The organism is Pseudonocardia sp. (genome assembly GCF_035305885.1).
GTDB lineage: Bacteria > Actinomycetota > Actinomycetes > Mycobacteriales > Pseudonocardiaceae > Pseudonocardia.
Window position 1 is genome coordinate 1 of sequence record NZ_DATGOP010000144.1, and the last position, 26,879, is coordinate 26,879.

Consider the following 26,879-nt stretch of genomic DNA (forward strand, 5'->3'; position numbering starts at 1 on the left):
GACCCGGTTCCGCCCTCTACCTCCCCGATCACGTCGTCCTCGTCCCCGGGCCCGACCACGCCCACCTCGGCCACCGCCGCCTCGTCGAGCACGGCGTCGGCGGCCTCGATCCGCACGTCGACGTGCAACGCCATCGCCACGGCGTCGCTCACCCGAGCCGACACCCGCACGTCGCCGTCGAAGACGAGCTCGGCGTGGAAGACGCTGTCGCGCAGCATCGTGATGCGCACGAGCTGCAACTCCCGGCCGAACGAGCGCACGACGTCGAGGATCAGCTGGTGGGTCTGCGGGCGGGGCAGCTCGACCCGACGGCGGGCGAGCTCGATGGCCGTGGCCTCGGGCACGCCCACCCACACCGGGAGCACGCGCCGCCGTCCCCCGGTCTCCTGCAGCAGCAGCACCGGCTGGACGGCCATCGGGTCCCTGCCGAGCGCGACCACTCGCATCTCCTGCACGGCGACCCCCTTCCGGGCATTTCCCGGGTCCACGCTTCCGCGCCGGGCACGCCGCGTCAACCACGATCAGGCGGCTGCCGCCCTCCGCAGCGCCCGATACAACAGGTTGGGTTCGCCCAGACGTCTGCGCAGCTCCCGTTCCAGGCCCGCGATGGGGTACAGGTTCTGCGGCGCGCGGGAGTCCTTGTACTCCGTGGAGGCGAACCGGGGCAGGGTCACCTGGCTGCGCGCGGCGTGCGCGACGGCCTCCGCCGGGGCGAGGTCGGCGCTGCACTCCACCCGCACGATGCCCGCCCACGGCGCGCCGGGCCGGCACGGCAGGCGCAGGTACCAGGTGTGGCGCTCCCACGAGCTGCCGAGCCGGAACACCGGGGTGCGCTGGCCGGTGCCCAGCGCGGCGACCACCCCACCCAGCTGCGGCGGCAGGTAGTCGCTGCGGTGGGTCTTGACGAAGCCGATCACGCGGGGCAGGTGCTGGCGGCCGCGCAGCGGGCCGTCGACGACGAGCAGGTCGTCGGCCGAGCCGTGCCCTCCGCGCGCCGCGGCCGCCGCGGCGAGCTCGGCGTCGGCCAGCTCGCGCTGCACGGCGAGGCTGAGCAGCTGCGCGGGCGCGACGTCCGGGTGGGCGGCCGTGCGCGTGGCCCGGTACGTCCCGGCCGTGGTGCGCACGTCCTCCGCGGACTCGGCGGTGGTGAACAGGCCGCGGCGGACGTCCGCGGTGACCAGGTGCGCGCCCCGCTCCCGGCAGCAGCAGACCACGCCCGCCGCGTAGGAGGCGCACAGGGCGGGCGTCGCCTCGGCGCCGCCGTCCTCCACCCACACCTGGGCGTCGACCCGGCGCACCCCGTCGACGAACAGCACGGCCTCGGGCGGGGCGACCGCGGGGTCCGGGTCGATCGGCCGCCACTGCGAGGCAGGCAGCTCGACGTCCAGCGCCACCTGCGCGGCCGACTCGCCGAGCTCGGTGCCCAGGCTGGTGCCGTAGGACGGGTCCCACGGGTCGACGGCGAACCTCACAGCGACTCCCGGACGACGCGGGAGGTGCGCTGGTCGCGGCTCACCACGTAGCGCACCGGCACGCGCTCGGCGAGCGCGGGCACGTGGGTGACCACGCCGACCATCCGGTCGCCGCGCGCGGCCAGGTTCTCCAGGGTGCCGGCCACGACCTCGAGGTTGGCCTCGTCCAGGGTGCCGAAGCCCTCGTCCAGGAAGATCGACTCCAGGCGGGCGGCGCCGTGCGCGGCCAGCCCGGACATCTGGGCCGAGAGCGCGAGCGCGAGCGCGAGGCTCGCCTGGAACGTCTCCCCGCCGGAGAGGGTCTTGACCGGGCGGCGGGCATCGGCGTCGGTGTGGTCGATGACGAGGAACTCCCCGCCTTCGTGGGTGAGCGCGAACTGGCCCCCGGACAGCTCGGCGAGGCTGCGCGACGCGTCGGCGACCAGCGCGTCGAGCGCGGAGGCGACGAGCCAGCGCGGGAACCCGTCGGAGCGCAGCAGGTGCCCGAGCAGCTTCGCCACCTGCTGGGCCGACTCGGCCTCGTCGCGGTCGGCGCGGATCCGCTCCGCCGCGGCCCGCCGCTCCGCCACCCGCTCCTGGGCCGACTTGGCACCGGCGAGCGCCGCGGCGACCGCGGCGGGTGCCGTGCTGCCCAGCGGGGCGGCCGCGGACACCCCGTGGGCGGCCAGGTCGTCGGCGATCCGCCGCTCGATCGCGTCGCGGGCCACGCGGGCGTCCTCGGTGGCGGTGGCGGCGTCGGCCAGCCGCGCGGCGCGCGCCTCGGCCTCCCGGTGCGCCCAGCCGGTGAGCTCCTGCCAGGCGGCGAGCAGCTCGTCCCCGCCCACGGCGGGTGCGCCGAGCGGCACGAGCGGGTCGCGCGCGGCGCGCAGCGCGTCCCACGCGGCCTTGACCTCGGACGCGACCTCGACGGCGGTGCGGTCCGCGGAGCGCAGCTCGGCGCGGGCGGTGCGCAGCCGCGCGTCGGCGTCGCGCACCGCGGCCTCCAGCGCGTCGAGCCCGCCGAGGGCCTCGGCGGCCTCCGTGTCCGACGGGGCGTCGCGCAGCGCGGCCTCCAGCTGGGCGACCCGCCGCTGCGCGGTCTCGACGGCGATGCGCGCCTCCTGCTCGGCCCGCGCAGCGGCGGTCTCGTCGCGGTGCCGCTCGGCGGCGGCGCGCTCGGCGGCGCGGAACGCCCGCTCGGCCGTGTCGCGCTGCTCCTCGGCCTCGGCGACGGCGGCCCGGGCGGCGGGCAGCGCCGCGTCTCGGGCGTCGCTCTCGGCGCGAGCCCAGTCGACGAGCGCGGTCCAGCCGGCGAGCACGTCGGTGTCGGACGGGGCCGGGGCGCCGAACGGCACGAGCGGGTCGCGCGCGGCCCGCAGCCGGGCGGCGGCCTCGTCGACCTCGGTGCGCAGCTCCTCCACGGCCGCGGCGGCCGCGTCGCGGGCCCGCCGAGCGGCCCGCACGCCCTCGGCCGCCTCCTCCGCGGCCCGGCCGAGCCGATCGAGGTCGGCGAGCGCCGCTTCCAGGTCGGCGGGGGCTGGTGGTTCGGCGCCGCCGGTGTCGGCCGGGTCGACGCCGCCCACCGGGAACAGCCCGCCGTCGTCGGCGACCGGCTCGCCACCGGGCAGCACCCCGGCGAGCGCGGACCGCAGGCGCGCGATGTCGGCGTCGATCCGCTCCAGCTCGGCGCGGGCGCGCTCGCGCGCGGAGATCGCGGTGGCCTCCTGCGCGCGGGCGTCGTCGTGCGCGCGGGTCGCCGCGGCGACGGCCTCCTCGGCCGCACCGAGATCGTCACCGGGCTCGGCGGGCGGCGGCAGGGTGGCCACGGCCTGCGCGCACACCGGGCAGGGGTCGCCGACGGCGAGCGCGGGCCGCAGCGATGCGGCGAGGTCGGCGCGCAGCGCGAGCCGGTGCCGCTCCTGGGCGTGGTCGAGCCGGTGCCGCGCCTCGGCGACGGCCTCGGCGGCCGCGGCCGCGACCCGGTCGGCCTCGGCGGCGCGCGCAGCGGCGTCGGTGCGCTCCCGCTCGGCGCGCTCGAGCTCGCGGCGGTCCCGCAGCGCCTGTTCGAGGGGGCCGCGGGCGGGCGCGGCGGCCAGCCGCTGCCGGGCGGCGGTGTCGGCGTCCTCGGCGCGGGCGAGCGCCGCGGTGGCGTCGGCGAGGGCCGCGTCGGCGGCGGCGCGGCGCTGCTGCAGCGCGTCCAGCCCGGCGGGCACGGACAGCGAGCGGAGGGCGTCGCGCTCGGTTTCGAGCCTGCGCACGACCTCCTGCCGCTCGGCGAGCAGCGCGGCGGCGGCGTCCCGGGCGGTGCGGGCCTCCTCCATTCCGGCGCGGGAGTCGGCGGCGTCGTTCGCCGCGGTGGTGTACGCGGCGGCGGCCTTCTCGTGCCGCTCCCGGACCCCGGGCAACTCGGCGCGGATCGCGGCGAGCTCGGCGTGGTCGCGGCGGGCCTGCTCGAGGGGCCCGCGGGCGGGCGCGGCGGCCAGCCGTTCCCGGGCGGCGGTGTCGGCGGCCTCCGCCTCGGCCGCCCGCTCGGCGGCCTTCGCCCGCTGCTCGGTGGCGCTGCGGTACCGGGCGTCGAGGTCGGCCAGGCCGTCGGGCACGGTGAGCGCGGCGAGCCGGTCCCGCTCGGCGCGCAGCTGCGCGGCCCCGGCCTCGGCCGACTCCAGCGCGGCCGACGCCGCGGCGAGCTCCGGCACGGCCGCCTCGACCCGGCCGGCCAGCTCGGCGAGCTCGGCGACCCGCGCCGCGGCCTCCCGCTCGGCCTCCTCGGTGGCGTCGGCGTAGCCGGCGAGCTGCTCGGTGAGCACCTCGGCGCGCTGGCGCTGGGCCGCGGCCTCGCTGTTGGCCTCACGCGCGATGACGTCGTAGACGCCGAGCCCGAGGATGCGCACCAGCTTCTCCTGGCGCTTGCGCGGCTCGGTGTGCAGGAACTCGGCGAACTCGCCCTGCGGCAGCACCACGCACGTGCAGAAGTCGCCGAACGGCAGCCCGAGCAGCTCCTCGACGGCCTTGGTGACCGGGCCCGCGCCGTCGGCGAGCGGCTCGCTCTCCTCATCGGCGGCGCCGGTGCCGGACGGGTCGCGCAGCTTCTCCAGCCGCGCCCCGCGCACGGACACCCCGCCGCTCGCCGCCCGGCGCAGCTCCCGCGCCACGACGTAGCGGTCGCCGCCGACGTCGAACACCAGCCGGACGGTGCCGCGGTTGATCGTGGGCGCGAGCGCGAGCGCGACGGTGCGGGCGTTGTCCCAGCGCGGCACCGACCCGTACAGCGCGAACGTCATCGCGTCGATCACCGTGGACTTGCCCGCGCCGGTGGGCCCGACGAGGGCGAAGTAGTCGGCGCCGGTGAAGTCGACGGTGGTGGGCTCGCGGAACGAGCCGAAGCCCGTCATCTCCAGCAGGACCGGGCGCATCAGCTCGCTCCCGTCACGCGGTCGTGCAGCCGGGCGAACAGCTGCTCGACCCGCGGGTCGCTGACCCCGCGGGTGTCGAGGTACTCCCGGAACAGCTGCGAGGGCGTGCGGTCGGGCCCCGCGGACGGGCGGGGTGCGGCGACGGGCGCGGAGAACTCGGGGTCGATCCGCACCTCGAGGGCGTTGGGCAGCAGCTCCACCACCTCCTCGCGCAGCCCGGCGCGGGCCGGCTCGCGCACCCAGACGCGCAGGAAGTCGTCCCCCACCCCGTCGGCGAGCGCCGCCAGCTCGGCGACCGTGCCGCGGACGGTGCGCAGCCTGCGCGCCGAGGTGATCGGGATGTCGGTGACCTGCGCGGGCGTTCCCGGCGAGGCCTCGACGAGGCAGACGACGGGGGTGTTGTCCTGCTCGCCGAAGTCGACCGCCAGCGGCGCGCCGCTGTAGTGCACCGGGCACGGTGCGTCGATGCGCTGCCGGCGGTGCAGGTGGCCGAGGGCGACGTAGTGCGCCTCGATCGGGAAGATCGTGGCGGGCACCGCGTACTCGAAGATCGACTGGGCGGCGCGCTCGCCGCCGCCGAACACGCCGTTGAGCACGGTGAGGTGGGCCATCACCAGGTTGACCGAGTCGTCGCGGAACCCGGCGGTCAGCGCGGCGAGGATGTCGCGCAGGAACTGGTCGTAGGCCCCGGTGTTCTCCGCGGGGGTGTTGGCCACCAGCTCGGCGGCGCGCACCGCGTAGCGCTGGGACACGAACGGCAGCACCGCGACGACGCCCCGTTCCCCCGTCGACTTCGCGGTGAACTCCACGACCCCACCCCTGGCGGCCGGGCGCGGCGCGCCGACCAGCGTGATGCCCGCGGCGCCCGCGAGCGGCCGATAGGCGTCGATCGCGGCGGGGTGGTCGTGGTTGCCGGCGATCGCGATGACCTCGGCGCCGTCGCGAGCGAGCCCCATGAGCGTGCGCACGACCAGCTGCTGGGCCGGGGCCGACGGTGCCGCCGTGTCGTACAGGTCGCCCGCCACGAGGACCGCGTCGACCTCGTGCTCCCGCGCGATGCCGACGATCTCGCGGAGCACCTGCTCCTGCTCCTCGAGCCGCGAGCGGCCCTTGAGCGTCTTGCCGACGTGCCAGTCGGCCGTGTGCAGCAGTCGCATCGAGCGGATCGTAAGGGCGGTTCCCGGCGGGGCCGGGGACGCGCGCCGGTGCGTCGGCCGAACAGACGTTCGCGTGCGCCGAGAGGGCGCTCACCCCGGCGTGTCGGGCGCGTCAACCGGCTGAACGGACCTGTCCCCGCCGGACGGACAGGAGTAGAAGCGACGCATGCGCAGCGTCGTGCACTTCGAGATCCCCGCCGATGACGTGGCCCGGGCGAAGGAGTTCTACCGCTCGGTCTTCGACTGGCAGCTGGAGGACATGCCGGGGATGGACTACACGTTCGCCCGGACCACCGAGGTCGACGAGAACCAGATGCCGGTCACGCCCGGGGCGGTCAACGGCGGCCTCGTGCCGCGCAGCAGCGAGACGCCGACCCCGGTGCTGACCATCGACGTCGAGTCGATCGACCAGGCGCTCGAGCAGGTCAAGGCCGCCGGCGGCCAGGTGGTCCGGGAACGCACCGAGGTCCCCGGGATGGGCGCCTACGCCTACTGCACCGATCCCGAGGGCAACACGCTCGGGCTCTGGGAGACGATCTGACGGGTCCGCGCCCCGTCAGAACGGCGCGTCGTCATCGTCGGCGGGCGCCGCGGGGAGCCGGGCGAACGGGTCGCACGCGCGGTTCGCGTGCCCGTTGGTGGCCGCGGGCGGCGGTCCGGCCGACTCCGAGAGCCGGGTGGCCCACGCCGGGAACGGGAACTCGACGGCCAGCGGCACCGGGATCTCCGGCTGCGAGACGAACATCGTGCCCGGCTTGGCCAGCGTGGCGCGCTGCCGCTGCGACGGCGGCAGGAACCCGTACTCCGGGCGGCCGGCCTCGGCGGGGTCGAGCCGGCCGACCACCTTCACCGAGGAGTTGGACACGATCCGCCGCTCGACCTCGCTCGCGGTCTGCTGCGCGCCGATCAGGATGATGCCCAGCGAGCGGCCGCGCTCGGCGATGTCGAGCAGCACCTCCTTGATCGGGCTGGAGCCCTCCCGCGGGGCGTACTTGTTCAGCTCGTCGAGCATCGTGAACAGCAGCCCGCCCGGCCCGGCGGCCTCCTTCTTGCGGGTCTCCGACGCGAGCACCACACCCACGACGAACCGCTGCGCCCGCTCGGGCAGGTTGTGCAGGTCCACCACCGTCACCTGCGCGCCGTCGGTGCTGACCCGCCGGCCCGGGGTGTCGGGCAGGTCGCCGCGGACGATCGTGCGCAGCGGCTTGAGGCTCGAGCGCAGCCGGCGCAGGAACGCGTTGATCGTGCCGGTGCCGGTGACCGGGCCCGCCCAGTCGCGCCGCTCGTCCTCGTCGGTGAGGCGGTCGGAGATGAACTCGACCAGGTCGTCGTAGGTGCGCAGCACCTGCCCGCCGATGAGGACCCCGCCGTCGCCCACCGGCGTCGCCTCCCGGCGCAGCCGGCCCGCGACCTGGTGGATCACCATCGTGTACTGGTTGCGCTCGTCCTCGGCGTCGGCGAAGACGTAGGGCAGGAGCTCCTCGGCGCAGAATTCGGCGAGCGTCCACCAGAACGCGCTGACCCCGCTGGTGCGCCCGGAGACGTACGGGCGGCCCGACAGGTCGTCGGGGGTGGGCGGGGCGAAGAACCCGGCGGACGGGAACGGCCCCGCGGGCAGCCCCAGCGTCGCGTAGGCCGACACCAGGTCCTCGTCGAGCTTGGTGTTGGCGTGGTCGAGGAACAGCAGGTCCTCGCCCTTGACGCTGAACACCAGCGCCTTCGCGTTGACCGAGCGGCGCCCGAGCACGCCGCTGCGGAAGATCGAGTAGAGCAGGAACAGCGCGAAGCTGGTCTTGGTCGCGACGCCGGAGATGCCGCTGATCGAGACGTGCCCGCCGCGGGTGCCGTCGAGGAACTCGAGGTTGAGGTAGATCGGGTCGCCGTCGCGGCCGAGCCCGACCGGGACCTTGAGGTCCATCTGGTCGAAGTACAGCGCCCGCGCCCGCTCCTCGCCGGTGGCGCGGGTGGCGATCGACCCGGGCGTCGGCGGGACGTAGCACTCCGGCTCCACCCGCGTGGTGGTCACCTCGGCGATCTCCTGCACCTGGGCGGGCAGCACGCCGTCGGCGATCAGGAAGACGTCGGAGCCGAACGTCGCGCCCTCGTGCCGCGCCCGCACCTCCGTGACGACGCCCGCGGTCAGCACCGGCCCGATCCCCGGGACCGGGCGGACGGTGACCACGACGTCGTCGAGCTGCAGGTACTGCTCGGGCGCGAGGGCAACGCTGAACTGCAGCGGTGTGGAGTCCTCCGTGCCGACCACGCGGCCGACGGCGGGGGCGGATGCGTCCGGCGCTGTCACTGGTGCCTCCGCGTGCTCGCAGGCCTTCCCGGGCTCGTCGACCATAGCGACCGGTCCGGTCACGACCGCGACAGGCCGCCCGGCGTGGCGGGCGCCCGCCGCACCGTCACCAGGACGAGCAGCACCAGCACCGCGGCGAACCACAGCACGGCACGCTGGGCACGCCCGGTGCGTCCACCACCACGCCGCCCGCCGCGGCGCCGAGCGCGATCGCGAGGTTGAACACGAAGCCGCGGCCGCCATCACCCAGGTCTGCAGCGTCACGGGCGCCCCGCCGTAGGCCAGGCCCCACACCAGAAGCAGCGCCGCCCCGCCCCACGGGGTCGCGCCCACCAGCGGGAACAGGGCGAGGGTCGCGCCGATGCCGACGCCGATCACCGCCGCCACGCGCCCGGGTACGCGCGCCGCCCGCGGCCCGGCGAGCAGGTTGCCCACCAGCCCCAGCACGCCGTAGCCCAGCAGGAGCACGCCGATGAGCGCCCCGGCGACCCCGGAGATGTCGAGCAGCGCAGAGCTGACGAACGTGTAGGCGCCGTAGTGGCCCGTCACCAGCAGTGCGGTGGCGACGATGCCCGCCACCAGCGCGGGGTTGCGCAGCTGGGCCACCACGGCGCGCGGGCGCACCGGCTCAGCGGCGGGCAGGCGGGGCCGGAACACGAGCGCCGCGACGAGGACGGCGGCCGACAGCGCCGCGAGCGCGCCGAACGCCGCGCGCCACCCCAGCCAATCGCCGAGGATCGTCCCGGCCGGCACGCCGAGCACCGCCGCCACGCTCACCCCGCCGAAGACCAGCACCATCGCCCGCGGGACGGACGGGCCGGGGACGAGCCGCATCGCCAGGCTCCCCGCGATCGCCCAGAACCCGCCGATCGTGATCCCGACGAGCACCCGCGAGCCGATGAGCACCCCGTACGCGGGGGCGAGCGCCGAGACCAGGCTCGCCGCCGCCATCACCGCGAGCAGGACGGCGAGCAGCACGCACCGGTCCAGCCGGCCGACCAGCAGCGGCACGAGGATGGACGCGAACGCGGCGATCACCCCGGGGCGGTGACGGTCTGGCCCGCGGTGCCGGTGGACACGCCCAGCTCGGCCGCGATCGCCGGGAGCAGACCGACGGGCAGCCGCTCCGCGGTGATCATGGCGAAGATGCCGACCGAGACGGTGAGGAGCCGAACCACATCCACGGCGTCGGGCGCTCGGTCTCGTGGGTCGTCGCTGACATGCCGGGCTCCGTTCTCCGGGCAGCACGGATCGACCCGCGCGGCCCGGCGGGTTGCAGGGACGGGTGCGCTCAGCCGGCGGGGGACTCCCCGTCGGCGGTCACGGTGTTGGGGTCAGGTGGGGAGGTGGATCAGGTGGATGCCGTCTCCTCCAGCGGGATCCAGCGATCGGCCCACCGGCTCAGGGCGTAGACCGCGTCGTGCAGCTCGCGCCCCTTCTCGGTCAGCCGGTACTCGACGCGCACCGGCGTCTCGGCGTGGACGACCCGTTCGACGATGCCTTCCTCCTGCAGCTCCTCGAGCCGCTCGCTGAGCATCCGGTCGGACAGGCCCGGGACGACGTCGCGCAGGTCGGCGAACCGGGTGACGTCGAGCAGCATCGCGCGCAGGATCGCGCCGGTCCACCGCCTGCCGACGACCTCGACGGCCTTGTGGTAGCGCGGACAGAACGCGGCGTCGGTGGCGTCCACGCGAGCAGACCAACGAATCGTAAGTGCACTTACGACAGGTAAGTCGAAGATCGACTTGAGGGTGCGCGCCGCTGACCTCAGCAAACGACCATGGACGACCTCTACCTGCGGCGCCTGTCGTTCGGTAACCTACCGATCACCTGTCGTGAGGAGTTCGGATGGCGCACGGCGAGGCCGAGCGGATCGTCACCCGGACGCTGCAGGCCATGTGCCGGGTGATGTGGGGCTTCGCGCCGCGCATGCTCCCGCACATCGTCGGCACGTTGGGGCCTTGGCGCTCGCTGGCGTGGTTCGCGGCCAACATGCCCCGCCTGCTGTGGACCCTGCACGTGCTCGGCCCCGTGCGCACGCACCTGGCCGCCGTCGCGATCTCGCTGCACAACGGCTGCACCTACTGCGCCTACGGCCACGCCTACGCGCTCGAGCTGATCTATCTGCGCGACCACGGGCGCCTGTTCCCCGTCGACGCCCGCACCCTCGCCGGGTGGCGCGACCTGCCGTCGCGCGAGCTGGGCAAGCGGCTGCGCGGCGTGCTGCAGGAGGCCGGGCTGCACGCCGAGACGATGTGGGTGGAGCGCACCCTCGCGCTCGCTGCGGGTCTGACCCGGCCGGTCGACGCCGACGAGGCCCGGATCGCCCACCTGGTCCGCATGCTCGGCCGGATGAACCGCATCGCCGTGGCCGCCGGGATCGAGCCGGACGAGGCGCAGAACCCGATCAACAAGGACCGGGCCCTCAAGCGGCGCTACGCACAGCTGCGCGCGGCCACCGGTTAACGTCGACGGTCGTGATCGACGTCCCGGACCCGACCGTCCTCTACCGGGTGCGCGACGGCGTCTACGCGGGCGACCTCCTCATCGCCGCCGTCGCGGAGCTGGACCTCTTCACCTGGTTGGCGGCGCACGGCCCGGTCCCCGCCGCCGAGCTGTGCGCGAAGCTGGGGCTCGCCGAACGGCCCGCCGACGTGCTGCTGACCTACTGCGCCGCCCTCGGCCTCGTCGAACGCGACCTCGACGCCGACGACCGGATCGAGCTCACCGACCTGGGCCGCGCGCACCTCGCGGCGGGATCCCCGTACGACCTGCGCGCCTACTACGGCTCGCTGGCCGAGCGGCCCGCCGCCCGCGAGCTCGCGCACGTGCTGCGCACCGGCACGTCCGCGGCGTGGGCGAGCGCAGGCGCGGGCGCCGACCAGGACTGGTCGGGCCGCCTCGACGACCCGGCCTTCGCCGAACGGATCACCGCGGCCATGGACGCGCGGGGCGCCTTCCTCGCGCCCGCGCTCGCCGCCGCCGTCGGCGACCTGGAGATCGCGGCGCTGCTCGACGTCGCGGGCAGCTCCGGCGTCTACGCGGCCGCCGTGCTCGCCGACCGCGGCGCCGCCCGGGCCGCGGTGTTCGAGCGGGAGCCGGTCGACGCGGCCGCGCGCACCCTCCTGCGAGCGCGCGGGCTCGCCGAGCGCATCGACGTCATCACCGGCGACATGTTCACCGACCCGCTGCCCACCGGGTTCGACGCACACCTGTACTCGCACGTCCTGCACGACTGGGACGCCCCGCGGGTGGAGCGGCTCATGGCGGCGTCGTTCGCGGCGCTCGCCCCCGGCGGGTGGCTGCTCGACCACGACACCCACATCGACGCGGACAAGCGCGGCCCGCTCCCGGTGGCCGAGTACTCGGTGCTGCTGATGCACTCCACGCCGGGCAAGTGCTGGTCGGTGCGCGAGCTGGCCGAGATGGCCGAGCGCGTCGGGTTCGTCGACGTCGAGCACCGGCCGACCGCGGGCGACCGGGGCGTGCTGCTCGCCCGCAAGCCGGCCTAGCGCAGGAACCCCGAGAGGTGCTCGACCAGCAGGTCGGGCCGCTCCTCCGGCACGAAGTGCCCGCACCCGGGCAGGGCCTCACCCCGCACGTCGTCGGCGTACTCCCGCCAGATCTCCACCACGGGGAGCCCCGCGGGCAGGCCCGCCTCGCCCCACAGCACGAGCAGCGGCGCACGCAGCCGGTGCCCGCGTTCGGCGTCCTCGTCGTCGTGCGCCACGTCGTCGGGGAACGTGGCCCGGTAGTCGTCGAAGCCCGCCCGCAGGGCACCCGGACGCCGGAACGCGGCGACGTAGTGGTCGACGGCGTCCTCGACGGCCGCGCGGTGCAGCGTCCACCGCTCGAAGAACCACCGCAGGTACTCCTCGACGCGATCGCCGACCAAGAGCTCCGGCAGGTCGGGCTGCAGGTGGAACAGCCAGTGCCAGTAGCCGCGGGCGACGGTCGTGTCGCCGCGGAACATCGCCCGCGTCGGGACGATGTCCAGCAGGACGAGCCGGTCGACCTCGTCGGGGCGGTCGAGGGCCCACCGGTGCGCCACCCGCGCACCCCGGTCGTGCCCGACCACCGCCACCTGATCGAACCCCAGCGCCCGGACCAGGCCGCTCACGTCGGCGGCCATCGTGCGCTTGTCGTAGCCGCCGACCGGCTTGTCGGTCAAGCCGTAGCCACGCAGGTCCGGCGCGATCACGGTGTGGCGCTCGGCGAGCCGCGGCAGGACGTGGCGCCAGCAGTGCGAGGTCTGCGGCCAGCCGTGCAGGAGCACGACGGGCGGACCCGACCCCGCGATCTCGTAGTGCACGCGCAGCCCGTCGACGACGGTCACTCTCCCCACTCCCGCCTCCTAACCATCTAAGGTGGTTAGAAGCTAGCAGGAGGATGGCCGCATGCGGCAGGACTGGATCTGGCACGGGGGCAGGCCCTGCCTCGACCTGGTCAACACGCTGCGGGACCGCTGGTCGGCAAGCCCGCGCGAGCTGCTCGCCACCCCCGCCGACCTCGCCGAGTGGCTGCACGCGGCCCAGCTGGTCGACCACCCGGTCGAGGTCGACGCGCATCTGCTCGCCGCGGCGCGCGAGCTGCGCGAGGCGGTCGACCGGGTGCTGCGCGCCGCCCAGCCGCGCGCCGAGGACGTCGCCGTCGTCGACGGGTGGGCCCGGCGCGCGGTGCCGCCACCCGCCCGCCTGCGGCTGGACGCCGACGGCCGGCTGCACGCGGACGTCCCGCCCGCGGCCGACGGTGCGGACCGCGCGCTCGCCCTCGTCGCGGCAGACGCGGTGGCGCTGGTCGCCGCCGGGGCGCTCGGGCAGGTGCGGATCTGCGCGCACGAGCGGTGCGGCTTGCGCTTCCTCGACCGCTCCCCGGCCCGCAACCGGCAGTGGTGCTCGATGCGCCGCTGCGGGAACCGGACCAAGGTGAGCCGCCACCACGCCCGCCGCACCGCTGCGCGGTGACCCTGGTCCGCTAGATCTGAGCCAGGCGCTGCACGATCCGGTGGTAGACGCCCTCGGCGGCCCACCGGCGGTGGCGCCGCCACAGCGCCTGCCACGGGCCGAACTCGGCCGGCAGGTCGCGCCACGCGCAGCCGGTGCGGTAGCGCCAGAAGATCGCCTCGAGGGCCTGGCGGTGGTCGCGCCCGGGCCGTCCCCTCCGACCCGCGGGGGGCAGCGCCGGCTCGATGAGCTCCCACAGCTCGTCGCTGATCGCCCGACCGGGCTCAGCCGCCGCGGGGACGGCCGGCTCGCCGGCGGGGGCGCGCCCGGCGGGCGTGTGGACCTGCGGCAGCTCCCCGATCGCGACGAGCTGGTCGAGCGTGATCGCCACCGGCGGCAGCGCGCTACCCTCCCGGGCCCGCAGGCCGTCCAGCGCGATCGCGAGGTGGCGCCGCCACGCGTCGGGGGCGACCGGCGCGGTCGCGGCGACGACCCGCTGCAGCGAGTACAGGACGACCACGAGATCGGTGAAATCGGCGTCGGGCCGGACGACGCCCTGGCGCTGGGCGTTGCGGAACAGGGTCTCGGTGAGGTCGAGCGCACGCGTGCAGAGCGCGGTGAGCGCGGGCGACTGGCCCATCCCGCGGGTGACCGCGTCGGCGAACGCCTTGTCGCCGGCGAAGGCGGTGCCGGTCTCCTCGAGCCACGCCCGCAACGCCGCCCACGCGTCGGGGATGGCGAGCACGCGCTCGCGGATCGCCTCCAGGTCGCCGCCGTACTCGACGAAGACCGCCTCGTACAGCGCCTCCCGGGTGGGGAAGTGGCGGTAGAGCGTGGCGTTGCCCACCCCCGCCCGCCGCGCGATCTCCCCCAGCGAGGCGTCGAGGCCCTGCTCGCGCATCACCTCCCGGGCGGATTCCAGCAGGCGGCGCCGGTTGCGGCGGGCGTCGCTGCGCATCCCGGGCCTGCCGGCGGGAGGGGCGGTCATCGGCCGTGATTATATCGACAAAACGTGGCGACCCCTCCGGTTACGCGAGTACAGTGTCCGCAGTTCTCCGGGGAGGACCCCGCCTTCCGTCGGGCAGCGTCGCGCGGCACCCACCTGTTGGTCTCGAGGGGCTAGTTCATGACCAAGTCGCTGGACGACGAGCTCGTGCGCGCGGACGTCCCCGCCGACGCCTCGGCGGACGGGCGACGCACGAACGGCGCCCGACCGGCCCGGCCTGCCGAGCCCTCGGCCCCTCCGGAACCACCCGCTCCCCCGGCGACGGGCTGGGGCCTCCCGCTCGCCGTGCTGATCACCGGCATGTTCATGTCGGTGCTCGACCTGAGCATCGTGAACGTCGCGATCCCCTCGATCCGCAGGGACCTCGGCGCGAGCATCGAGGAGATCCAGTGGATCAGCACCGCCTACAGCCTCACCGAGGGCGTCATGGTGCCCGCCAGCGCGTGGCTCGGCGCCCGGTTCGGGCTCAAGCGCCTCTACGTCGCGCTGATCGTGCTGTTCACGATCGCGTCGCTGCTGTGCGCCATCGCCAACGGGCTGGGCGCGCTGATCGGGTTCCGGATCCTGCAGGCCATCCCGGGCGGCGTCCTGCCGGTCACGTGCATGACGATCCTGTTCCGCATCGTGCCCAAGGAGCGGCTCGGCGCCGCGATGGGCATGTACGGGCTCGGCATCGTGGTCGCGCCGGGCATCGGCCCGACGCTCGGCGGGTACCTCGTCGAGCACACGAACTGGCGCATGATCTTCCTGATCAACGTGCCGGTCGGGGTGCTCGGCGCGATCGCGGCCGCGATCTGGCTGACGCGGTTCCCGGCCGAGAAGAGCAGGCCGTTCGACTTCGTCGGGTTCGGCTGCATCGCCACCAGCCTGTTCTCCCTGCTGCTCGCGCTCGAGGAGGGGGACAACTGGGGCTGGAGCGACTACCGCACCGTGATGCTGTTCCTCGCCGCGGCCGTCTTCATGGCGTTGTTCATCGTGGTCGAGCTGCACGTCGAGCACCCCGTCCTGGACGTGCGGGTGTTCCGGTACTGGCCGTACGTCAACTCGCTCCTGCTGATCAGCGCGATGTCGATCGGGCTGTTCGCGGTGCTGTTCTACGTCCCGTCGTTCCTGCAGGACGCGCAGGGCTGGACGCCGCTGAACACCGGCCTGACCCTGTTGCCGCAGGCCGTCGCGATGGCGCTGCTCATGCCGTTCGCCGGCCTGCTCTACGACAAGATCGGGGCGCGCTGGCCCGCCGCCGTCGGGCTCGCGCTGGTCGGCACCGGCATCCTGCTGCTGTCGCGGATCAACGTCGACATCACCCGTGGCGAGCTCATCCTCGGGATGGTCGTCATGGCCGTCGGGATGGCCCTGGGCATGATGCCGATCATGACCGGCGGGCTGTCGGTCCTCCCGCGGCAGGTCTCCGACAGCGGCAGCGCGTTCAACACCCTCACCCAGCGGGTGAGCTCGGCGCTGGGCCTGGCCATGATGACCGCGCTGATCCAGGACAACAGCGCGCAGTTCCTCGCCGACCGGTCCAGCCTGCTCGAGGCCGGGTCGAACACGCAGCTCACCGAGCTGCAGCAGCAGGGACCCACCGGGCTGGTGTCGCTGTACCAGGAGGTCGCCGCGCAGGTGCAGGCCGCGGCCTACAGCAGCGGGTTCTTCATCGCCGGCTCGCTCACGCTGGCCGGCGTGGTCCTCGCCCTGTTCCTGCGCTCGGGGAAGCCATCGGGCGGCGCCGACCGCCCGATGGCGCACTGACGAACCGGATCAGCAGACCGAGTCCGACGGCTTCGGGTTGGCCAGCCCGAACGCGCTCCTCGCGCGCAGGCCGACCCACGTCCCGGCGAGCGCGGCGAGGCCCCAGATCCAGCCGGACAGACTGCCCGACGCGATGCCGGCGAGGTACGCGCCGATGTTGCAGCCGCTGGCCAAGCGGGCCCCGACGCCCATGACGATGCCGCCGAGCACCGCGGCGAGCGCCGTGCGCCACGGGATCGAGCGGTGCACCACCCACGCTCCGCCCGCGGTGGCCGCCACGGCCGCACCGATCATGATCCCGATGTTGGTGAGCGAGGTCTTGTCGGCGAGCACCGGGCCGGCGAGCGCCTTCGCCTGGGCGGGCTGCTGCCAGTAGGCCCACGTCTCCGGGTGCAGGCCGATCGCCTGCAGCGCCTTGGCGCCCCACAGCGCGAACGCGCTCGTGACGCCCCATGCGCCACCCGAGACCAGCAGCACGCCCGCGCCGAGCACGGCCAGCGCCACCGCGCCGACCCACATCGGCCACGAGCCGCGCAGGATCCGGGCCGCGCCCCGCGCCGTCGGCGGGACGCCGGTGGGCGGCGGGTTGCGGCGGGCCTGCACGGCCCGGGTGACCGCGACGACGGCGACCAGCGCCGCGATCGTCACCACCCACGACCCGAACCAGCCGATGTGGTCGGCCAGCACGACCGCCGGCAGCGCCGGCAGGTCGGCGACCAGCGGGTAGGCCCAGGTGTAGAGCACCGAGCCCGCGATGAAGCCGAACATCGTGAGCACGATCGTGCTCTGCCCGGAACCGACCGCGAACAGCGTGCCGGAGGCGCACGCGCCGCCGAGCTGCATGCCGAGCCCGAACAAGAACGCGCCCAGCACGAGCCCGACCCCGATCGGCCCGGCCGACGGGGAGGGTTCCGACCCGAACAGGCCGGTGCCCGTGCCGATGATCAGCGCGAACAGCGTGGCCGTCGTCCCCAGCAGCACGGCGTGCGCCCGCAGCCCGGCGCCGTTGCCGACGGCGATGAGCTGGCGCCACGCCGAGGTGAAGCCGAACCGGGAGTGGAAGAGCGCCACCCCCAGCCCGACGCCGAGCGCGAGCAACACCGCCTGCCGGGCGCCGTGGGCGAGCCCGACGTAGGTGACCAGCGCAGCGCCCAGCACGCCGATCGACGCGAGCGAACGCCACTGCGGCGGGGCGGCTGGGTCGGGGACGGGCGGGGCCGCGCACGTGGGCGCGGGCGAGAGGAACGAGCGAACAGGGGCAGTGGTCGCCATGACGAAACCTCGGGGAGAACGCAGGGGCAGCGGCGGTCTGTCGTCAGTTGCGACAGGCCGCGGCGCGCTGCGTGCAGTGGTCGACGTGCCGCCGACGCGTGAGGATCACTTGTCCAGGCTAACTTCTTCTCCGCCGATGAGCAGGGGGTTGTGAGCCAGGACGGTTCCGGTGCAGGCACGTTGCTCCGGGATGCCGACGTCCGGCAGCACCACGCAGCCCTCACGAGCCGCGGCGTCGGCGGCCGACACGATCCCCAGGTGCGAGAAGCCCGTCGCGAAACCGGTGAGCGGGGTGTGCCCGAACAGCACGGCCGTCTCGGTCGCCCCGCACAGCGCGACCAGGACCTCGGGCAGCGCGGCGACGCCCGCCCCGTCGACGAGGACGGCGTCGAACTCGGCGCTCGTCAGCGCCGGGTGCAACCGCGCCCGGGCGAGGGTCGTCGCGACCACCCGGGCCTGCCCGACGAGCCGCGCCTCCTCGGCACCAGCCCGCTGGTCGAGCTCGGCCGGCCGGGCGGCGAGCGCCTGCCGCCGGGCCGCGGCCCTCTCGCGCCGCTCGGTCAGCTCGCGCAGCCGCGCCCGGCGATGCAGCAGCCTGCGGGCGACGAGCCGCCGGTCCTCGTCCGTCGCCTGCCCCCACGCCTCCGCCTCCTCGACCGCGCGCCGGATCCCGACCAGCAGCTCGCGGGCCCGCCGGTAGGCCTCGTCGGCGTGGGTGACGGCGCGCGCTGCGGCCGCGGCCCGCTCGTCGGCCGCCTCGACGTCGGCCCAGGTGCGCTCGCCGATCACCGCCCGCGCCCGCAGCCGGACGTCCAGCCAGCGGCGCCGCCCCGCCGCCACCACCGCTGTGAACCGGACCAGCTCGGCCTCGGCGGCGGCGACCTGGCGGCGGAGCCGGCGACGCCCGCGCCACCCGCTGCCCCGCCCCGCCTCCTCGAGCGCGGCCCGCCCCTGGATCAGCGCCCGCTGCCGCTGCTCGAGCACGGCGAGCCCCTCGACGGCCCGGCGCTCGGCCTCGAACGCCTCACGCACCTCGACGAGCCCGGCCTGCGCGTCCAGCGCCTCCCTCAGCTCGGTGGTCGCGGCGACCACCGCCCGGCGGGCGTCCTCGGCCGCGGCCTCGGCCGCCCGCAGGCGCGGGCGCAGGTCGGCGAGGTCGCGCTCCGCGGCCACCCGGGCCACGGTGGCGCGGTAGGCCTCCTCGTCGAAGTCGGCGAGCTCCGCCTCGAGCCGCCCGATCTCGGTGTCGATCGCGTCGAGCTCCGCGAGCTCCGCCGCGACCGCCGCGCGCTCCTCCTCCACCGGGGGTGCTGCCGCCGCGGCGGCGGGCCGCTCGGGCTCGCCGCCGCCCCGCACGACGCCGTCCCCCGGCGGCACCCGCCCGACGACGCCGCACACCGCACCGCCGACCGGATCGACCTCCGCCGACTCCGCCGCAGCCGCAACCCCCTCCTCATCGACCTCGCCCTCCGCGACCGGCCGCCCCGGCTCGGCCCCACCCCGAACCACGACGCCATCCCCCGACGCCGCCCGCCGGGCGCCAGCACGCACCGCACCGCCGGCCGGATCGACCTCCGCCGGCTCCGCCGCAAGCGCAGCGTTCTCCCCGTCCACCACACCCAACGCCGCCGCGGGCGGCTGCCCCGAGCCACCCCCGACCCGGACCACGACGCCATCCCCCGACGCCGCCCGCCGGGCGCCAGCACGCACCGCACCGCCGGCCGGATCGACCTCCGCCGACTCCGCAGCGGCCGCAGCCCGCTCCGCCTCCGCGTCGCACGTGACCTGCGCGGCGGCGAGCGGCGGCTCGGCCCCGACCCGGACCACTGCGACGTCCCGCGCCGCCATCCGCCGAGCGACAACGCGCACCGCGTCGTCGACCGCGGCCTCCGACGGCGCGACCAGCAGCACCCGCTTGCCGTCGTCGACCAGCGCCGCGACCGCGCGGGCGAGCGCGTGCGCCGAGCCCGGTGGTGCCCAGACCACGCGCAGCCCGGGTCCGAGGCACCCCCGCACCGGATCGGGCTGGTCGCCGGCCTGCCCGGCCGCGCCCGCCGACGGCGCCGCACCGAGCCGCCGCTCCGCCAGCGCCCGCGCGAGCGGCGCCTCCCCCGCGACGCGCAAGCCGTCGAGCAGGCCGTCGAGCACCGGCGCCGTGCGCACCCACACGTGCCGGCTGCGCTCGGGCAAGTCCGACGGCGGGCGCAGCACGAGCAGACCGTCCTCGTCGTGCACCGCCTCGACCGGGTAGCACTGCTCGTGTTCCGGCCCCTTCTCCCCGGACAGACACGGGTCGCGGACGTCCACGCGCAGGTCGCGCCCGCCGAGCGCGAGCAGGCCGTCCTCGCGGGGGTCGGCCACGCCCAGGTGCACCCACGCCGCCGGGCACCCGTCCGCACCGTCCTCGGCGCTCCACCGCTCGACGTCCGCGATGACGTCCGTCGACCAGTCCGCGCCCAAATGCACCCCCCCGTTCGTGAAACCCGATCGATTGAACCACCGGCGATCGGTCACGGAGAGCGATTCGGGCGATACCGAGCCTGATACGTGATCTAGCGCGACGTCCGCCACACGGGCGACCCCGGAACCGCCGGGAGGACTACTCCGCGGCGGGCTCCACCGTGCGGGCCCCAGCCCGCGCCCCGCGGGTCCACGGCCAGGTCAGGAGCGCCCACGCGGCCAGCCCGACGACCAGCTCGACCCCCAGATACCAGGGCCAGTCCCCCATGAGGTCGAGCAGGGACGGGTTGTCGGGCTTGCGGCTCACGAACAGGTAATTCGTGCCGGCCACCGCGTTGAAGCCCAGCATCACCAGGCCCCAACAGACGGTCACCACCGCCGCGAGGCCGAAGCCCCGCCAGCTCGGGCGCAGCCCGAGCCACCAGGTCAGGTAGACCGTGGCCCACACGACCAGCAGGTGCTGTCCCCAGAAGCTGATGAAGTCGATGCTCGGGAACTCCGGCCCGTTCAGCGCCGGCGTGAGCAGCGCCTGAGGGACGAGGGTGAGCCCCCAGTAGTAGGTCAACGCATACGCCCACTCCTTCCGGAACCACAGCGCGACGGCGGCCGCCATCCAGGACAGGTCGGAGACCTGGAACGGCAGCGAGTGCTCGATGTCGAAACGCGCGGGCGTGAGGTCGTAGACCTGGATCGGGACGTGGAAGGCGACCAGCACCACGGCGAACACCCGCCCCAGCCGCTCCACGCCGGGGCGGCCCCGGTACCGGCCCCCGAACCAGGCGAGCACACCCACCCCGGCGGACAGCACGCCCAGCACCACCCAGTGCGAGACGCCGTAGGCCGCGAACGACCGCTCCACCGCCTCACATTAGGCACAGCCCGCGCACGGCCGCGCGCTCGACCCGGCCCGGTCGCGTCGGCGCCGTCCAACCGGTCGGCCCCGTCGGGGAGCACGTTCATCAGCGCCTCGCCATCGCAGAAGCCGCCGCCACGCCTGCACTGGCGTCCAAGCCGGTACCAGCCGAGGCCCGTGCTTGCCTGGCTCGCCCACCCGCGCGCCACCCGCAGCGTCGGGTCGCGGTCGGCGGACAGGAGCACGCGCGCGAGCGCCACCCGCTGCTCGGGCGAGAGGACCAGCGCCGGCGGGCGGCCTCCGAAGCGGGCGGAGACGTCGCCGGTGTCCCGGTCGTAGCGTTCGTCGAACAGGTCCTCGCTGCCCTGGAAGTGGTCGTCGACGTGGCGGTCGAAGTGGCGGCCGTCGATGAGGTTCGTCATGGCACCGACGATGCCCGGGAGCCCGGACGGTCCGCGCCCGAGCGGGCGAAGTTATCCACAAGTGCACGCCGGGCTGCTTTTCGGCCCGTCGTGCGGAACACTGCCGCGATGCGGATGACGTTCGGCGCGCAGGACGAGGACGCCTACCACCGGAGGCGCGACGAGCTCGGCGAGGGGTTCGCGCAGTGGCTCGACGACCACGCCGTCCCCGGCGACCCGAACGACGCGGGCCTGCTGATGGACTGGAAGTGGGGCTACGCCGACGGCAGGCTCGACCACTGGTCGGTCCGCGACGTGGACGAGTTCCTGCTCGAGTGGTGCCCGCGCAAGGTACTCGCGCCGCCCGAGACCTGCGCCGAGATCCCGGTCTCCGTGGCGGCGTTCGTGGAGTACCTCGCCGAGACCGGCCTGCTCGCGCCGGGCAGCGCCGCGCCGGCCGCCGTCCGGGAGCACTGCGAGCGCAACGCCGACGACTTCGTCCGCGCGATGGGCGCCCCCGCGTTCGGGGCGGGCGACGCCGAGGTCCCGCAGATCCCACCGGTGCGGATCCCGGCCGAGGACGAGCGGCGGGCCGCGGCCCGCGCAGCGCCGGTGATGCAGAAGCTGCGTGGCTTGGCCGAGTACTGCGCCCCGCCCGGGCGGCCGCTGACCTCGAACGGCAACCTGCAGCTCGCCGACGCCCGCCACCTCGTCGCGGCGCTCGACACCGGCGATGACGCGACGGGTATCCGGTCGGCTCGGCAGCTGCCCGGGCTGGACCGGCTGGTCCACCTCGCGGTGGAGGGCGGGGCCGTGCGCAGGCGCGGCAGCAGGCTGGTCGGGGTAGACCGGTTCGCGGGCCTCGACGAGTGCGCGGCGCACGAGAAGGTGGCGCTCGCCGCCGTGGCCGCGGGGCCGCGGGAGTCGTTCCTCGGCTCGTTCGCCGAGTTCGACACCGTCGCGCACACGTGGACGATCGCGCTGCTCGTCGAGCTGCTGCGGCACGGGAGCGAAGGCGTCGAGCCGGGCGTCGTCGACGAGATGGTCGGCAGCTTCGTGGAGGCCGTCGCGCCGGGGCTGTCGGAGTTCGTGACCTCGGCCGTCGCCGAGCTCGCCTACGGGCAGCTCGACGAGCTGCACGAGCTGGGCGTGCTCGGCCCCGGCCCGCAGAACGTCGCGCTCACCGCCGCCGGGGTGCCGGTCGCGGTCGAGCTGCTGCGACAGGCCGGCTTCGACGTGCCGATCCGCCCCGAGCCCGCGGGCGCCGACGTCACCGACATCGTCGACCTGTTCCGCCACCTCGGCGACGAGGAGCTGCAGCGCGACGTCGACCAGTGGCTGGCGGCGCGGCCCGACCGGCGGGCCGCCGCCGCGGAGCTCGCCGCGGAGGGCCTCGCGGCGCACCGGGACACGGTCACCGCGATGATCGGCATCGCCCTGGTCGGCCGGTTCGCCGCCGACCACGCCGCGGACGTCCTCCGGCCGCACGTCGACGGCCCGCACGGCGGCCTCGTCCTCCAGTGGTTGATCGACAAGGGCGCGATCGACCCGGGGTCGGTGGACCCCGCTCGGCTCGCGGCGGGCCTCGTCGACTTCCTCGCCGTCGGCCTGGACATGGCGGGCCCCGAGGAGGTCGTCTCCGTCCTCGGCAACGGGGCGCCCGACGGTGGCGTCGGGATCATCGACGGGATCTCGTGGCTCGACCACCCCCGGCTCGCCGACGTGCTCGACGCGGTCGCCGGGCACCACCCGGACCCGTCCGTCGCCAAGGTCGCGCGCAAGGCGCTGATGAAGCTCAGGAGCCGGTCGACCTGATCGCGACGTCAGCGGGGAGCGGTCCGAATCCGCAGCAGCCTGGCTCTACGGGCGCCGCCCGCGACCGGATGGCCCCCTCCGCCACCGGGTCCGCAGGCCGCTGCGGCGGACCTACGTGTGCGCGGTGACGAGCCAGGCGGCGGATCCGAGGGCGACGCCCACGGGTGTGTGGTGGGCGCGCATCGTGCGGTGCAGGGCGTCCAGCGCGCAAGCGCGGGCCGCGTCGTCGAGCTCCTCGAGCCGCCACGCCAGGAGACCGGAGACGAAGCGGTGGGCGTCGTCCGGGTCGGTCCCGAAGTAGATCCGCTCCTCCAACCCGGAGACCTCCACGTCGGCGAACCCGGACGAGGTCAGGATCGAGCGCACGCGGTCGGGGTCGCCCATCGAGAACGGCCCCGGCGCGTCGGGCGGAGGCGGAGCGAGCCCCCGGCCGGCGGTCAAGGCGCCCATGATCTCCACCATCCACTCGTTGCGCTCGAACGGCTGCCAGACGAGCAGCGCCAGCCGCCCACCGGGCCGCAGCGCCCTGGCGATGTTGGCGAACGCGGCGGGCGGGTCGCCGAAGAACATCGCGCCCGTCCGGCTGATCGCGACGTCGAAGGCCCCCGCGTCGAACGGGTGGACCTGCGCGTCGGCCTGCACGAACGCCACGTTCCCCAGGCCCTCGCGCTCGACCGCCGCGGCCGCCACCTCGAGCATCGCCGAGGAGAGATCGACCCCGAGCACCGCCCCGGCGCTGGCGCGGCGGGCTACGGCGCGGGTGCTGACACCCGTGCCGCAGCCGATGTCGAGGACGCGGTCGGTGGGCGCGATGGCCGCGGCCGCGAAGAACGCGTCCTCGTAGTCGGTGAGCGCCGGCTCGAACCGCTCGGCGTGGGCCGCCCAGTACGCGCCCTCGGTCCCGTCCCACGCCCGGGCCTGCTCGGCGTTCGCGGGGTCGACGTGGTGCGTGCTGACCATGGCACGCCTCCCTATACTCCCAATGGGACCATTAGTGGGTACTCCCGAGGGGATGACGTGTCAAGGGGCCGGCTCACGACGACGTCGTACGCGATCCTCGGCCTGCTCGCGGTGCAACCGTGGAGCACCTACGAGCTGACCCGGCAGATGGACCGCAGCCTCGGCCGCTTCTGGCCCCGCGCGCGGAGCAAGCTGTACGAGGAGCCGAAGAAACTGGTCGAGCACGGGCTCGCGGAGGCGACGACCCAGCGCGTGGGCAAGCGGCCGCGCACCGTCTACTCGATCACCGAGGCCGGTCGGAAGACGCTCGCGGAATGGCTGAGGTCCCCGGGCGCCGGGCCGGTGCTCGAGTCCGAGCAGCTGCTCAAGGTCTCCTTCGCCGAGCACGGCACCAAGGCCGACGCGCTCGCCACGATCGCGGCCGCCCGCGCCTGGGCCCGAGAACGCAACGAGGAGAACGTCGCCGCCGCCCGCGCCTACCGCGACGGCCGCGGCCCGTTCCAGCACCGGGCCGCGCAGAACATGCTCGTGGGCGCGTTCCTCACCGAGTACTACCGGATGGTCGCCGAGTGGGCGGACTGGGCGGCCGAGCAGGTCGAACGCTGGCCCGACGACCCGGCCCGGGCCGTGCCCGACCAGGCGGAGTTGGAGCGGGTGGTGCGGCGAGCGGAGTGGTAGCGGTCGGTCGGTCGGTCGCTCAGGAAGTTCGTCACCGCGGACTCCTCGTCGACGTCGAGCTCCACGTCCCGGCGATCGAGCGGCATGACGAAAACCGTGTCGCGTCCCCGCCGTCCTCGTCCCACGAGAGGTGAAGACGAAAGACCGCGCCAGGGCGACCGCGTCGATGAGCCGGAAGCTCCGGTAGGGCTCGAACACCTGCTCGCCGGGAAGCGTGACGGTGCGGAAGCCGTCGGGGAGGTGGACGACCGTCGGTCGCGCACACCGGTGTCGAGCTGTTCCGGTGCGTAGCTCGCCCGGATCTCGTCGGCGAGCGCGCGTACGGCGTGGGCGTCTACCGCGCAATTCCAAGCATGCGGCCGGCGGGTGTGCGACGGCGCGTTCGTGAGCTCCAGAACGCGGAACGGGAGCTCGTGCACTCGTCGTCCGACCGCGCCCTGCGCGTGCACCTGACCAACTTCGTGCACCTCTGCGCCCGACAGTGGCACTTCGACCACCTGATGAGCACCGTCCTGCGCCGATATCGCGAGGTCACTGCCCTGGTGGACACCCCGGACCAGCTCCGCGGCAGCGACTTCGAAGAGCGTTGCCTGCGGTGCATCGAGAAGCTCCGACCCCTCATCGGCGAGGTGGCCGTGCGCGACCCGGCGAGGTGACGTTCGAACAGGAGGAGAACGTCCGCGATCCGCTCCTGCTCATCCCGTCGATGGAGATGCTCGGCGAGACGAGCCTCGGGTGGCCGATCCCCCTGCTCTGCTGGAACGAGGCGAACAAGCTCGCCGAGGGGGTGCAAACGCCGTACCGCACTGCTCGGCACATCGCGAACGAGGGGTTCCACGAGCCGAACGACCCGTTCGGCCTCATCGATGACGGAGCTCGCCGAGCGGTACGAGGACCACCTGGCCAGGCGGATGGACACCGCCGCCGACATCCGCTCAATGCTTTCCGAGTTCCATGTACGCGCCATGGCCCGCGGCCAGATGACCACGCTCACCGCTGCCGAAAGCGGCCGAGGAGACGCCGAGGCGGGTCGAGCGCTAGTCCGACGATCCGACCCCGTACCCGGCTAGCACCTCGGATCGGCGGTTGGGCACCGGGCGTGGTGGTCCAGTTCGAAGGCTGGTGCTTCGAACGGCCTCTGTCGCCGGCGAGCGGCCTGCGTCCACGAGCCGACTGCCGATCTCGCCGATAAAGCAAGTCGACCATTAGTTCGAGGTCGCACCCTCCCCCCTTGGGGCGGGGCGGCTCCGTGAGCACGTCGCTCGAACACCTCCACAAGACGAAACCCTTTTGTTACCGTTTGTGGCAGCGTTGTCACTTTGCCGGGAGGTGACGGGTGTTCCTGCACGCACACGCCTTAGTAGCACCGAACCGGTGAAGGCCGGCAGTGGGGCACCGTCGAGCGAGGGTGACCGATCGGAGGCAAGACGTATAGCCGCCGCCCGCCCGCTTGCCGGCCTACCGTCGGGATTGTTCGTACACACGGTGCACCGACCCAACACCGGGGCACCACCCGCCGGGCTGGCCGCAATCCGCGAACTCCTTGACGAGGACGGCATCGGGGTGATCTACACGATGCCGTCCGACAGAACACGGCCGGCAGTGGCCACGGCGTGCGTGATGCAGACCCGCCTTCGGTCTCCGCGAGCAGACATCCTTCTCGACGCCGCGCTCTACACCGGATCGGCGCGACGCAAGCGCGCCCGAGAAGGCATCGATCAGAGCTGGCTGAATCATCAGCATCGCGAATTGACCTGGGCGCTCACCGACTCCGGCTACGTCGCCGACGGTGACGTCGAAGGGCTGCGCACAATACTCACCCAATCGGCCACCGCTCACGACCGAGCCCAGGCACGAAGCAAGGGGGTGCTCGCTGCGCTTCCCTTGGCCGTGAGCTGGCTGACCAATAGGGCCGACGCGTTGGTGGCGGCGTTGAACCGCATCGGAACCCCGGTAGCGATCATGCTTGAGCACGAACGCGATCCGTTGGGTGAAGCGGGCGCCGTCGACGGCCTGATCAATGTGCTGAGCGCCGAGGTGCCGGTCGCGGTCCTGCGCAGCGACACGTCGATTCTCGGCGGGTTGGCGCACGGCGCCGCCGCGGTCTCGGTTGGCGACTACCCGGCTTTGCGACACATCTATCCGGCACGCACCGGCCCACGGGGCGGCCGCGGAGGCCAGCCCCCTGTCTCCACGCTGGTTCCGGCGTTGCTTCGCTACGTCAACCTGGACAAGATCGACGCTGGGGTCACGGCAGCCCCCGACTTAGCGATGTGGACCTGCCGCTGCCGCGTCTGCCACGGCCGGCGCCTCGATTGGATCTCTGACTCCACACAGCCGGGCATCTACGCGTTCGAGCACGCGGTCAGCGCTTTGGCGGCTTCGGCGCGGGCGCTCTTCGCCGACATCAGCTCCTCGG

21 protein-coding genes and 1 pseudogene are annotated in these 26,879 nt (G+C 74.6%); 9 read left to right on the top strand and 13 right to left on the bottom strand.

Translation table 11 applies throughout. From position 1 onward, the window contains the following. The 4 genes from VKZ81_RS32245 to VKZ81_RS32260 all read right to left on the bottom strand — a co-directional run. A partial coding sequence (locus VKZ81_RS32245) for a bifunctional nuclease family protein (protein WP_414709534.1) occupies nt 1-446 on the bottom strand: 446 nt, incomplete at its 3' end. A gap of 75 nt (nt 447-521) precedes the next feature. Beyond that, nucleotides 522-1,472 (bottom strand): hypothetical protein, encoded by a 951-nt coding sequence (locus VKZ81_RS32250; protein WP_324245537.1) that lies wholly within the window; start codon nt 1,470-1,472, stop codon nt 522-524. After that, a complete protein-coding gene (locus VKZ81_RS32255; protein ID WP_324245538.1) occupies nt 1,469-4,864 on the bottom strand; it encodes an SMC family ATPase in 3,396 nt (1,131 codons plus the stop codon). Before VKZ81_RS32255 ends, VKZ81_RS32250 begins: the two co-directional genes overlap by 4 nt. Beyond that, a complete protein-coding gene (locus tag VKZ81_RS32260) occupies nt 4,864-6,021 on the bottom strand; it encodes a metallophosphoesterase family protein (RefSeq protein WP_324245539.1) in 1,158 nt (385 codons plus the stop codon). Before VKZ81_RS32260 ends, VKZ81_RS32255 begins: the two co-directional genes overlap by 1 nt. Nucleotides 6,022-6,187: 166 nt before the next feature. On the opposite strand from VKZ81_RS32260, the gene VKZ81_RS32265 reads away from it, so the two are divergent. Further along, nucleotides 6,188-6,562, top strand: coding sequence for a VOC family protein (locus tag VKZ81_RS32265; RefSeq protein ID WP_324245540.1), 375 nt, complete (start codon nt 6,188-6,190; stop codon nt 6,560-6,562). 15 nt (nt 6,563-6,577) lie between these two features. On the opposite strand, the gene VKZ81_RS32270 is transcribed toward VKZ81_RS32265, so the two are convergent. From VKZ81_RS32270 to VKZ81_RS32280, 3 genes are all read right to left on the bottom strand, one after another. Beyond that, nucleotides 6,578-9,361: an MFS transporter gene (locus VKZ81_RS32270; RefSeq protein ID WP_324245541.1), complete on the bottom strand. Its 2,784-nt coding sequence runs from the start codon at nt 9,359-9,361 to the stop codon at nt 6,578-6,580. After that, nucleotides 9,358-9,507 (bottom strand): hypothetical protein, encoded by a 150-nt coding sequence (locus VKZ81_RS32275; protein WP_324245542.1) that lies wholly within the window; start codon nt 9,505-9,507, stop codon nt 9,358-9,360. The genes VKZ81_RS32270 and VKZ81_RS32275 overlap by 4 nt, the downstream gene beginning before the upstream one ends. A gap of 167 nt (nt 9,508-9,674) precedes the next feature. Further along, entirely contained in the window at nt 9,675-10,013 is a 339-nt protein-coding gene (locus tag VKZ81_RS32280; protein WP_324245543.1) for a winged helix-turn-helix transcriptional regulator, read from the bottom strand. Between the two features lie 158 nt (nt 10,014-10,171). On the opposite strand from VKZ81_RS32280, the gene VKZ81_RS32285 reads away from it, so the two are divergent. Both VKZ81_RS32285 and VKZ81_RS32290 read left to right on the top strand, forming a co-directional pair. After that, on the top strand, nt 10,172-10,789 hold the full coding sequence (locus VKZ81_RS32285; RefSeq protein ID WP_324245544.1) for a carboxymuconolactone decarboxylase family protein: 618 nt from the start codon (nt 10,172-10,174) through the stop codon (nt 10,787-10,789). An 11-nt stretch (nt 10,790-10,800) separates the two neighbouring features. Continuing rightward, entirely contained in the window at nt 10,801-11,835 is a 1,035-nt protein-coding gene (locus VKZ81_RS32290; protein WP_324245545.1) for a methyltransferase, read from the top strand. Here VKZ81_RS32290 and VKZ81_RS32295 read toward each other — a convergent pair. After that, entirely contained in the window at nt 11,832-12,659 is an 828-nt protein-coding gene (locus VKZ81_RS32295) for an alpha/beta fold hydrolase (RefSeq protein ID WP_324245546.1), read from the bottom strand. The genes VKZ81_RS32290 and VKZ81_RS32295 overlap by 4 nt on opposite strands. Before the next feature lie 61 nt (nt 12,660-12,720). Between VKZ81_RS32295 and VKZ81_RS32300 the strand changes: the two genes are divergently transcribed. Further along, nucleotides 12,721-13,287, top strand: a complete 567-nt coding sequence (locus tag VKZ81_RS32300) for a CGNR zinc finger domain-containing protein (RefSeq protein WP_324245547.1) — start codon at nt 12,721-12,723, stop codon at nt 13,285-13,287. Nucleotides 13,288-13,297: 10 nt separating this feature from the next. On the opposite strand, the gene VKZ81_RS35300 is transcribed toward VKZ81_RS32300, so the two are convergent. Beyond that, nucleotides 13,298-14,254, bottom strand: coding sequence for a transposase (locus tag VKZ81_RS35300; protein WP_414709533.1), 957 nt, complete (start codon nt 14,252-14,254; stop codon nt 13,298-13,300). A gap of 138 nt (nt 14,255-14,392) precedes the next feature. Between VKZ81_RS35300 and VKZ81_RS32315 the strand changes: the two genes are divergently transcribed. After that, the gene (locus tag VKZ81_RS32315; protein ID WP_324245548.1) at nt 14,393-16,021 is read left to right on the top strand and encodes a DHA2 family efflux MFS transporter permease subunit; all 1,629 of its coding nucleotides are present in this window, start codon (nt 14,393-14,395) and stop codon (nt 16,019-16,021) included. Between the two features lie 9 nt (nt 16,022-16,030). Here the strand turns inward: VKZ81_RS32315 and VKZ81_RS32320 are convergent, their stop codons facing one another. From VKZ81_RS32320 to VKZ81_RS32330, 3 genes are all read right to left on the bottom strand, one after another. Then, on the bottom strand, nt 16,031-17,293 hold the full coding sequence (locus tag VKZ81_RS32320) for a YeeE/YedE family protein (RefSeq protein WP_324245549.1): 1,263 nt from the start codon (nt 17,291-17,293) through the stop codon (nt 16,031-16,033). Between the two features lie 105 nt (nt 17,294-17,398). Then, nucleotides 17,399-19,759: an AAA domain-containing protein gene (locus VKZ81_RS32325; RefSeq protein WP_324245550.1), complete on the bottom strand. Its 2,361-nt coding sequence runs from the start codon at nt 19,757-19,759 to the stop codon at nt 17,399-17,401. A 133-nt stretch (nt 19,760-19,892) separates the two neighbouring features. Continuing rightward, nucleotides 19,893-20,612 carry a YwaF family protein gene (locus tag VKZ81_RS32330; protein WP_324245551.1) on the bottom strand — a complete coding sequence of 240 codons (720 nt, stop codon included), beginning with the start codon at nt 20,610-20,612 and terminating at the stop codon, nt 19,893-19,895. 524 nt (nt 20,613-21,136) lie between these two features. Here VKZ81_RS32330 and VKZ81_RS32335 point away from each other — a divergent pair. After that, nucleotides 21,137-22,822 (top strand): hypothetical protein, encoded by a 1,686-nt coding sequence (locus tag VKZ81_RS32335; RefSeq protein WP_324245552.1) that lies wholly within the window; start codon nt 21,137-21,139, stop codon nt 22,820-22,822. A 111-nt stretch (nt 22,823-22,933) separates the two neighbouring features. Here VKZ81_RS32335 and VKZ81_RS32340 read toward each other — a convergent pair whose 3' ends face one another. Further along, a complete protein-coding gene (locus tag VKZ81_RS32340) occupies nt 22,934-23,782 on the bottom strand; it encodes a class I SAM-dependent methyltransferase (protein ID WP_324245553.1) in 849 nt (282 codons plus the stop codon). A gap of 57 nt (nt 23,783-23,839) precedes the next feature. Between VKZ81_RS32340 and VKZ81_RS32345 the strand changes: the two genes are divergently transcribed. The 3 genes and pseudogenes from VKZ81_RS32345 to VKZ81_RS32355 form a co-directional block, all read left to right on the top strand. Continuing rightward, nucleotides 23,840-24,460 carry a PadR family transcriptional regulator gene (locus VKZ81_RS32345; protein ID WP_324245554.1) on the top strand — a complete coding sequence of 207 codons (621 nt, stop codon included), beginning with the start codon at nt 23,840-23,842 and terminating at the stop codon, nt 24,458-24,460. A 413-nt stretch (nt 24,461-24,873) separates the two neighbouring features. After that, entirely contained in the window at nt 24,874-25,116 is a 243-nt protein-coding gene (locus tag VKZ81_RS32350; protein ID WP_324245555.1) for a hypothetical protein, read from the top strand. Between the two features lie 829 nt (nt 25,117-25,945). Beyond that, nucleotides 25,946-26,879 (top strand): annotated as a pseudogene (locus VKZ81_RS32355) (hypothetical protein); the annotation flags it as partial.

What these genes read in the sequence shown, in the direction of transcription:
- VKZ81_RS32300 (WP_324245547.1), top strand. Translation starts at nt 12,721, where the DNA reads ATGCGGCAGGACTGGATCTGGCACGGGGGCAGGCCCTGCCTCGACCTG.
- VKZ81_RS32260 (WP_324245539.1), bottom strand. Translation starts at nt 6,021, where the DNA reads ATGCGACTGCTGCACACGGCCGACTGGCACGTCGGCAAGACGCTCAAG.
- VKZ81_RS32315 (WP_324245548.1), top strand. Translation starts at nt 14,393, where the DNA reads ATGACCAAGTCGCTGGACGACGAGCTCGTGCGCGCGGACGTCCCCGCC.
- VKZ81_RS32285 (WP_324245544.1), top strand. Translation starts at nt 10,172, where the DNA reads ATGGCGCACGGCGAGGCCGAGCGGATCGTCACCCGGACGCTGCAGGCC.
- VKZ81_RS32340 (WP_324245553.1), bottom strand. Translation starts at nt 23,782, where the DNA reads ATGGTCAGCACGCACCACGTCGACCCCGCGAACGCCGAGCAGGCCCGG.
- VKZ81_RS32320 (WP_324245549.1), bottom strand. Translation starts at nt 17,293, where the DNA reads ATGGCGACCACTGCCCCTGTTCGCTCGTTCCTCTCGCCCGCGCCCACG.
- VKZ81_RS35300 (WP_414709533.1), bottom strand. Translation starts at nt 14,254, where the DNA reads ATGACCGCCCCTCCCGCCGGCAGGCCCGGGATGCGCAGCGACGCCCGC.
- VKZ81_RS32255 (WP_324245538.1), bottom strand. Translation starts at nt 4,864, where the DNA reads ATGCGCCCGGTCCTGCTGGAGATGACGGGCTTCGGCTCGTTCCGCGAG.
- VKZ81_RS32265 (WP_324245540.1), top strand. Translation starts at nt 6,188, where the DNA reads ATGCGCAGCGTCGTGCACTTCGAGATCCCCGCCGATGACGTGGCCCGG.
- VKZ81_RS32335 (WP_324245552.1), top strand. Translation starts at nt 21,137, where the DNA reads ATGCGGATGACGTTCGGCGCGCAGGACGAGGACGCCTACCACCGGAGG.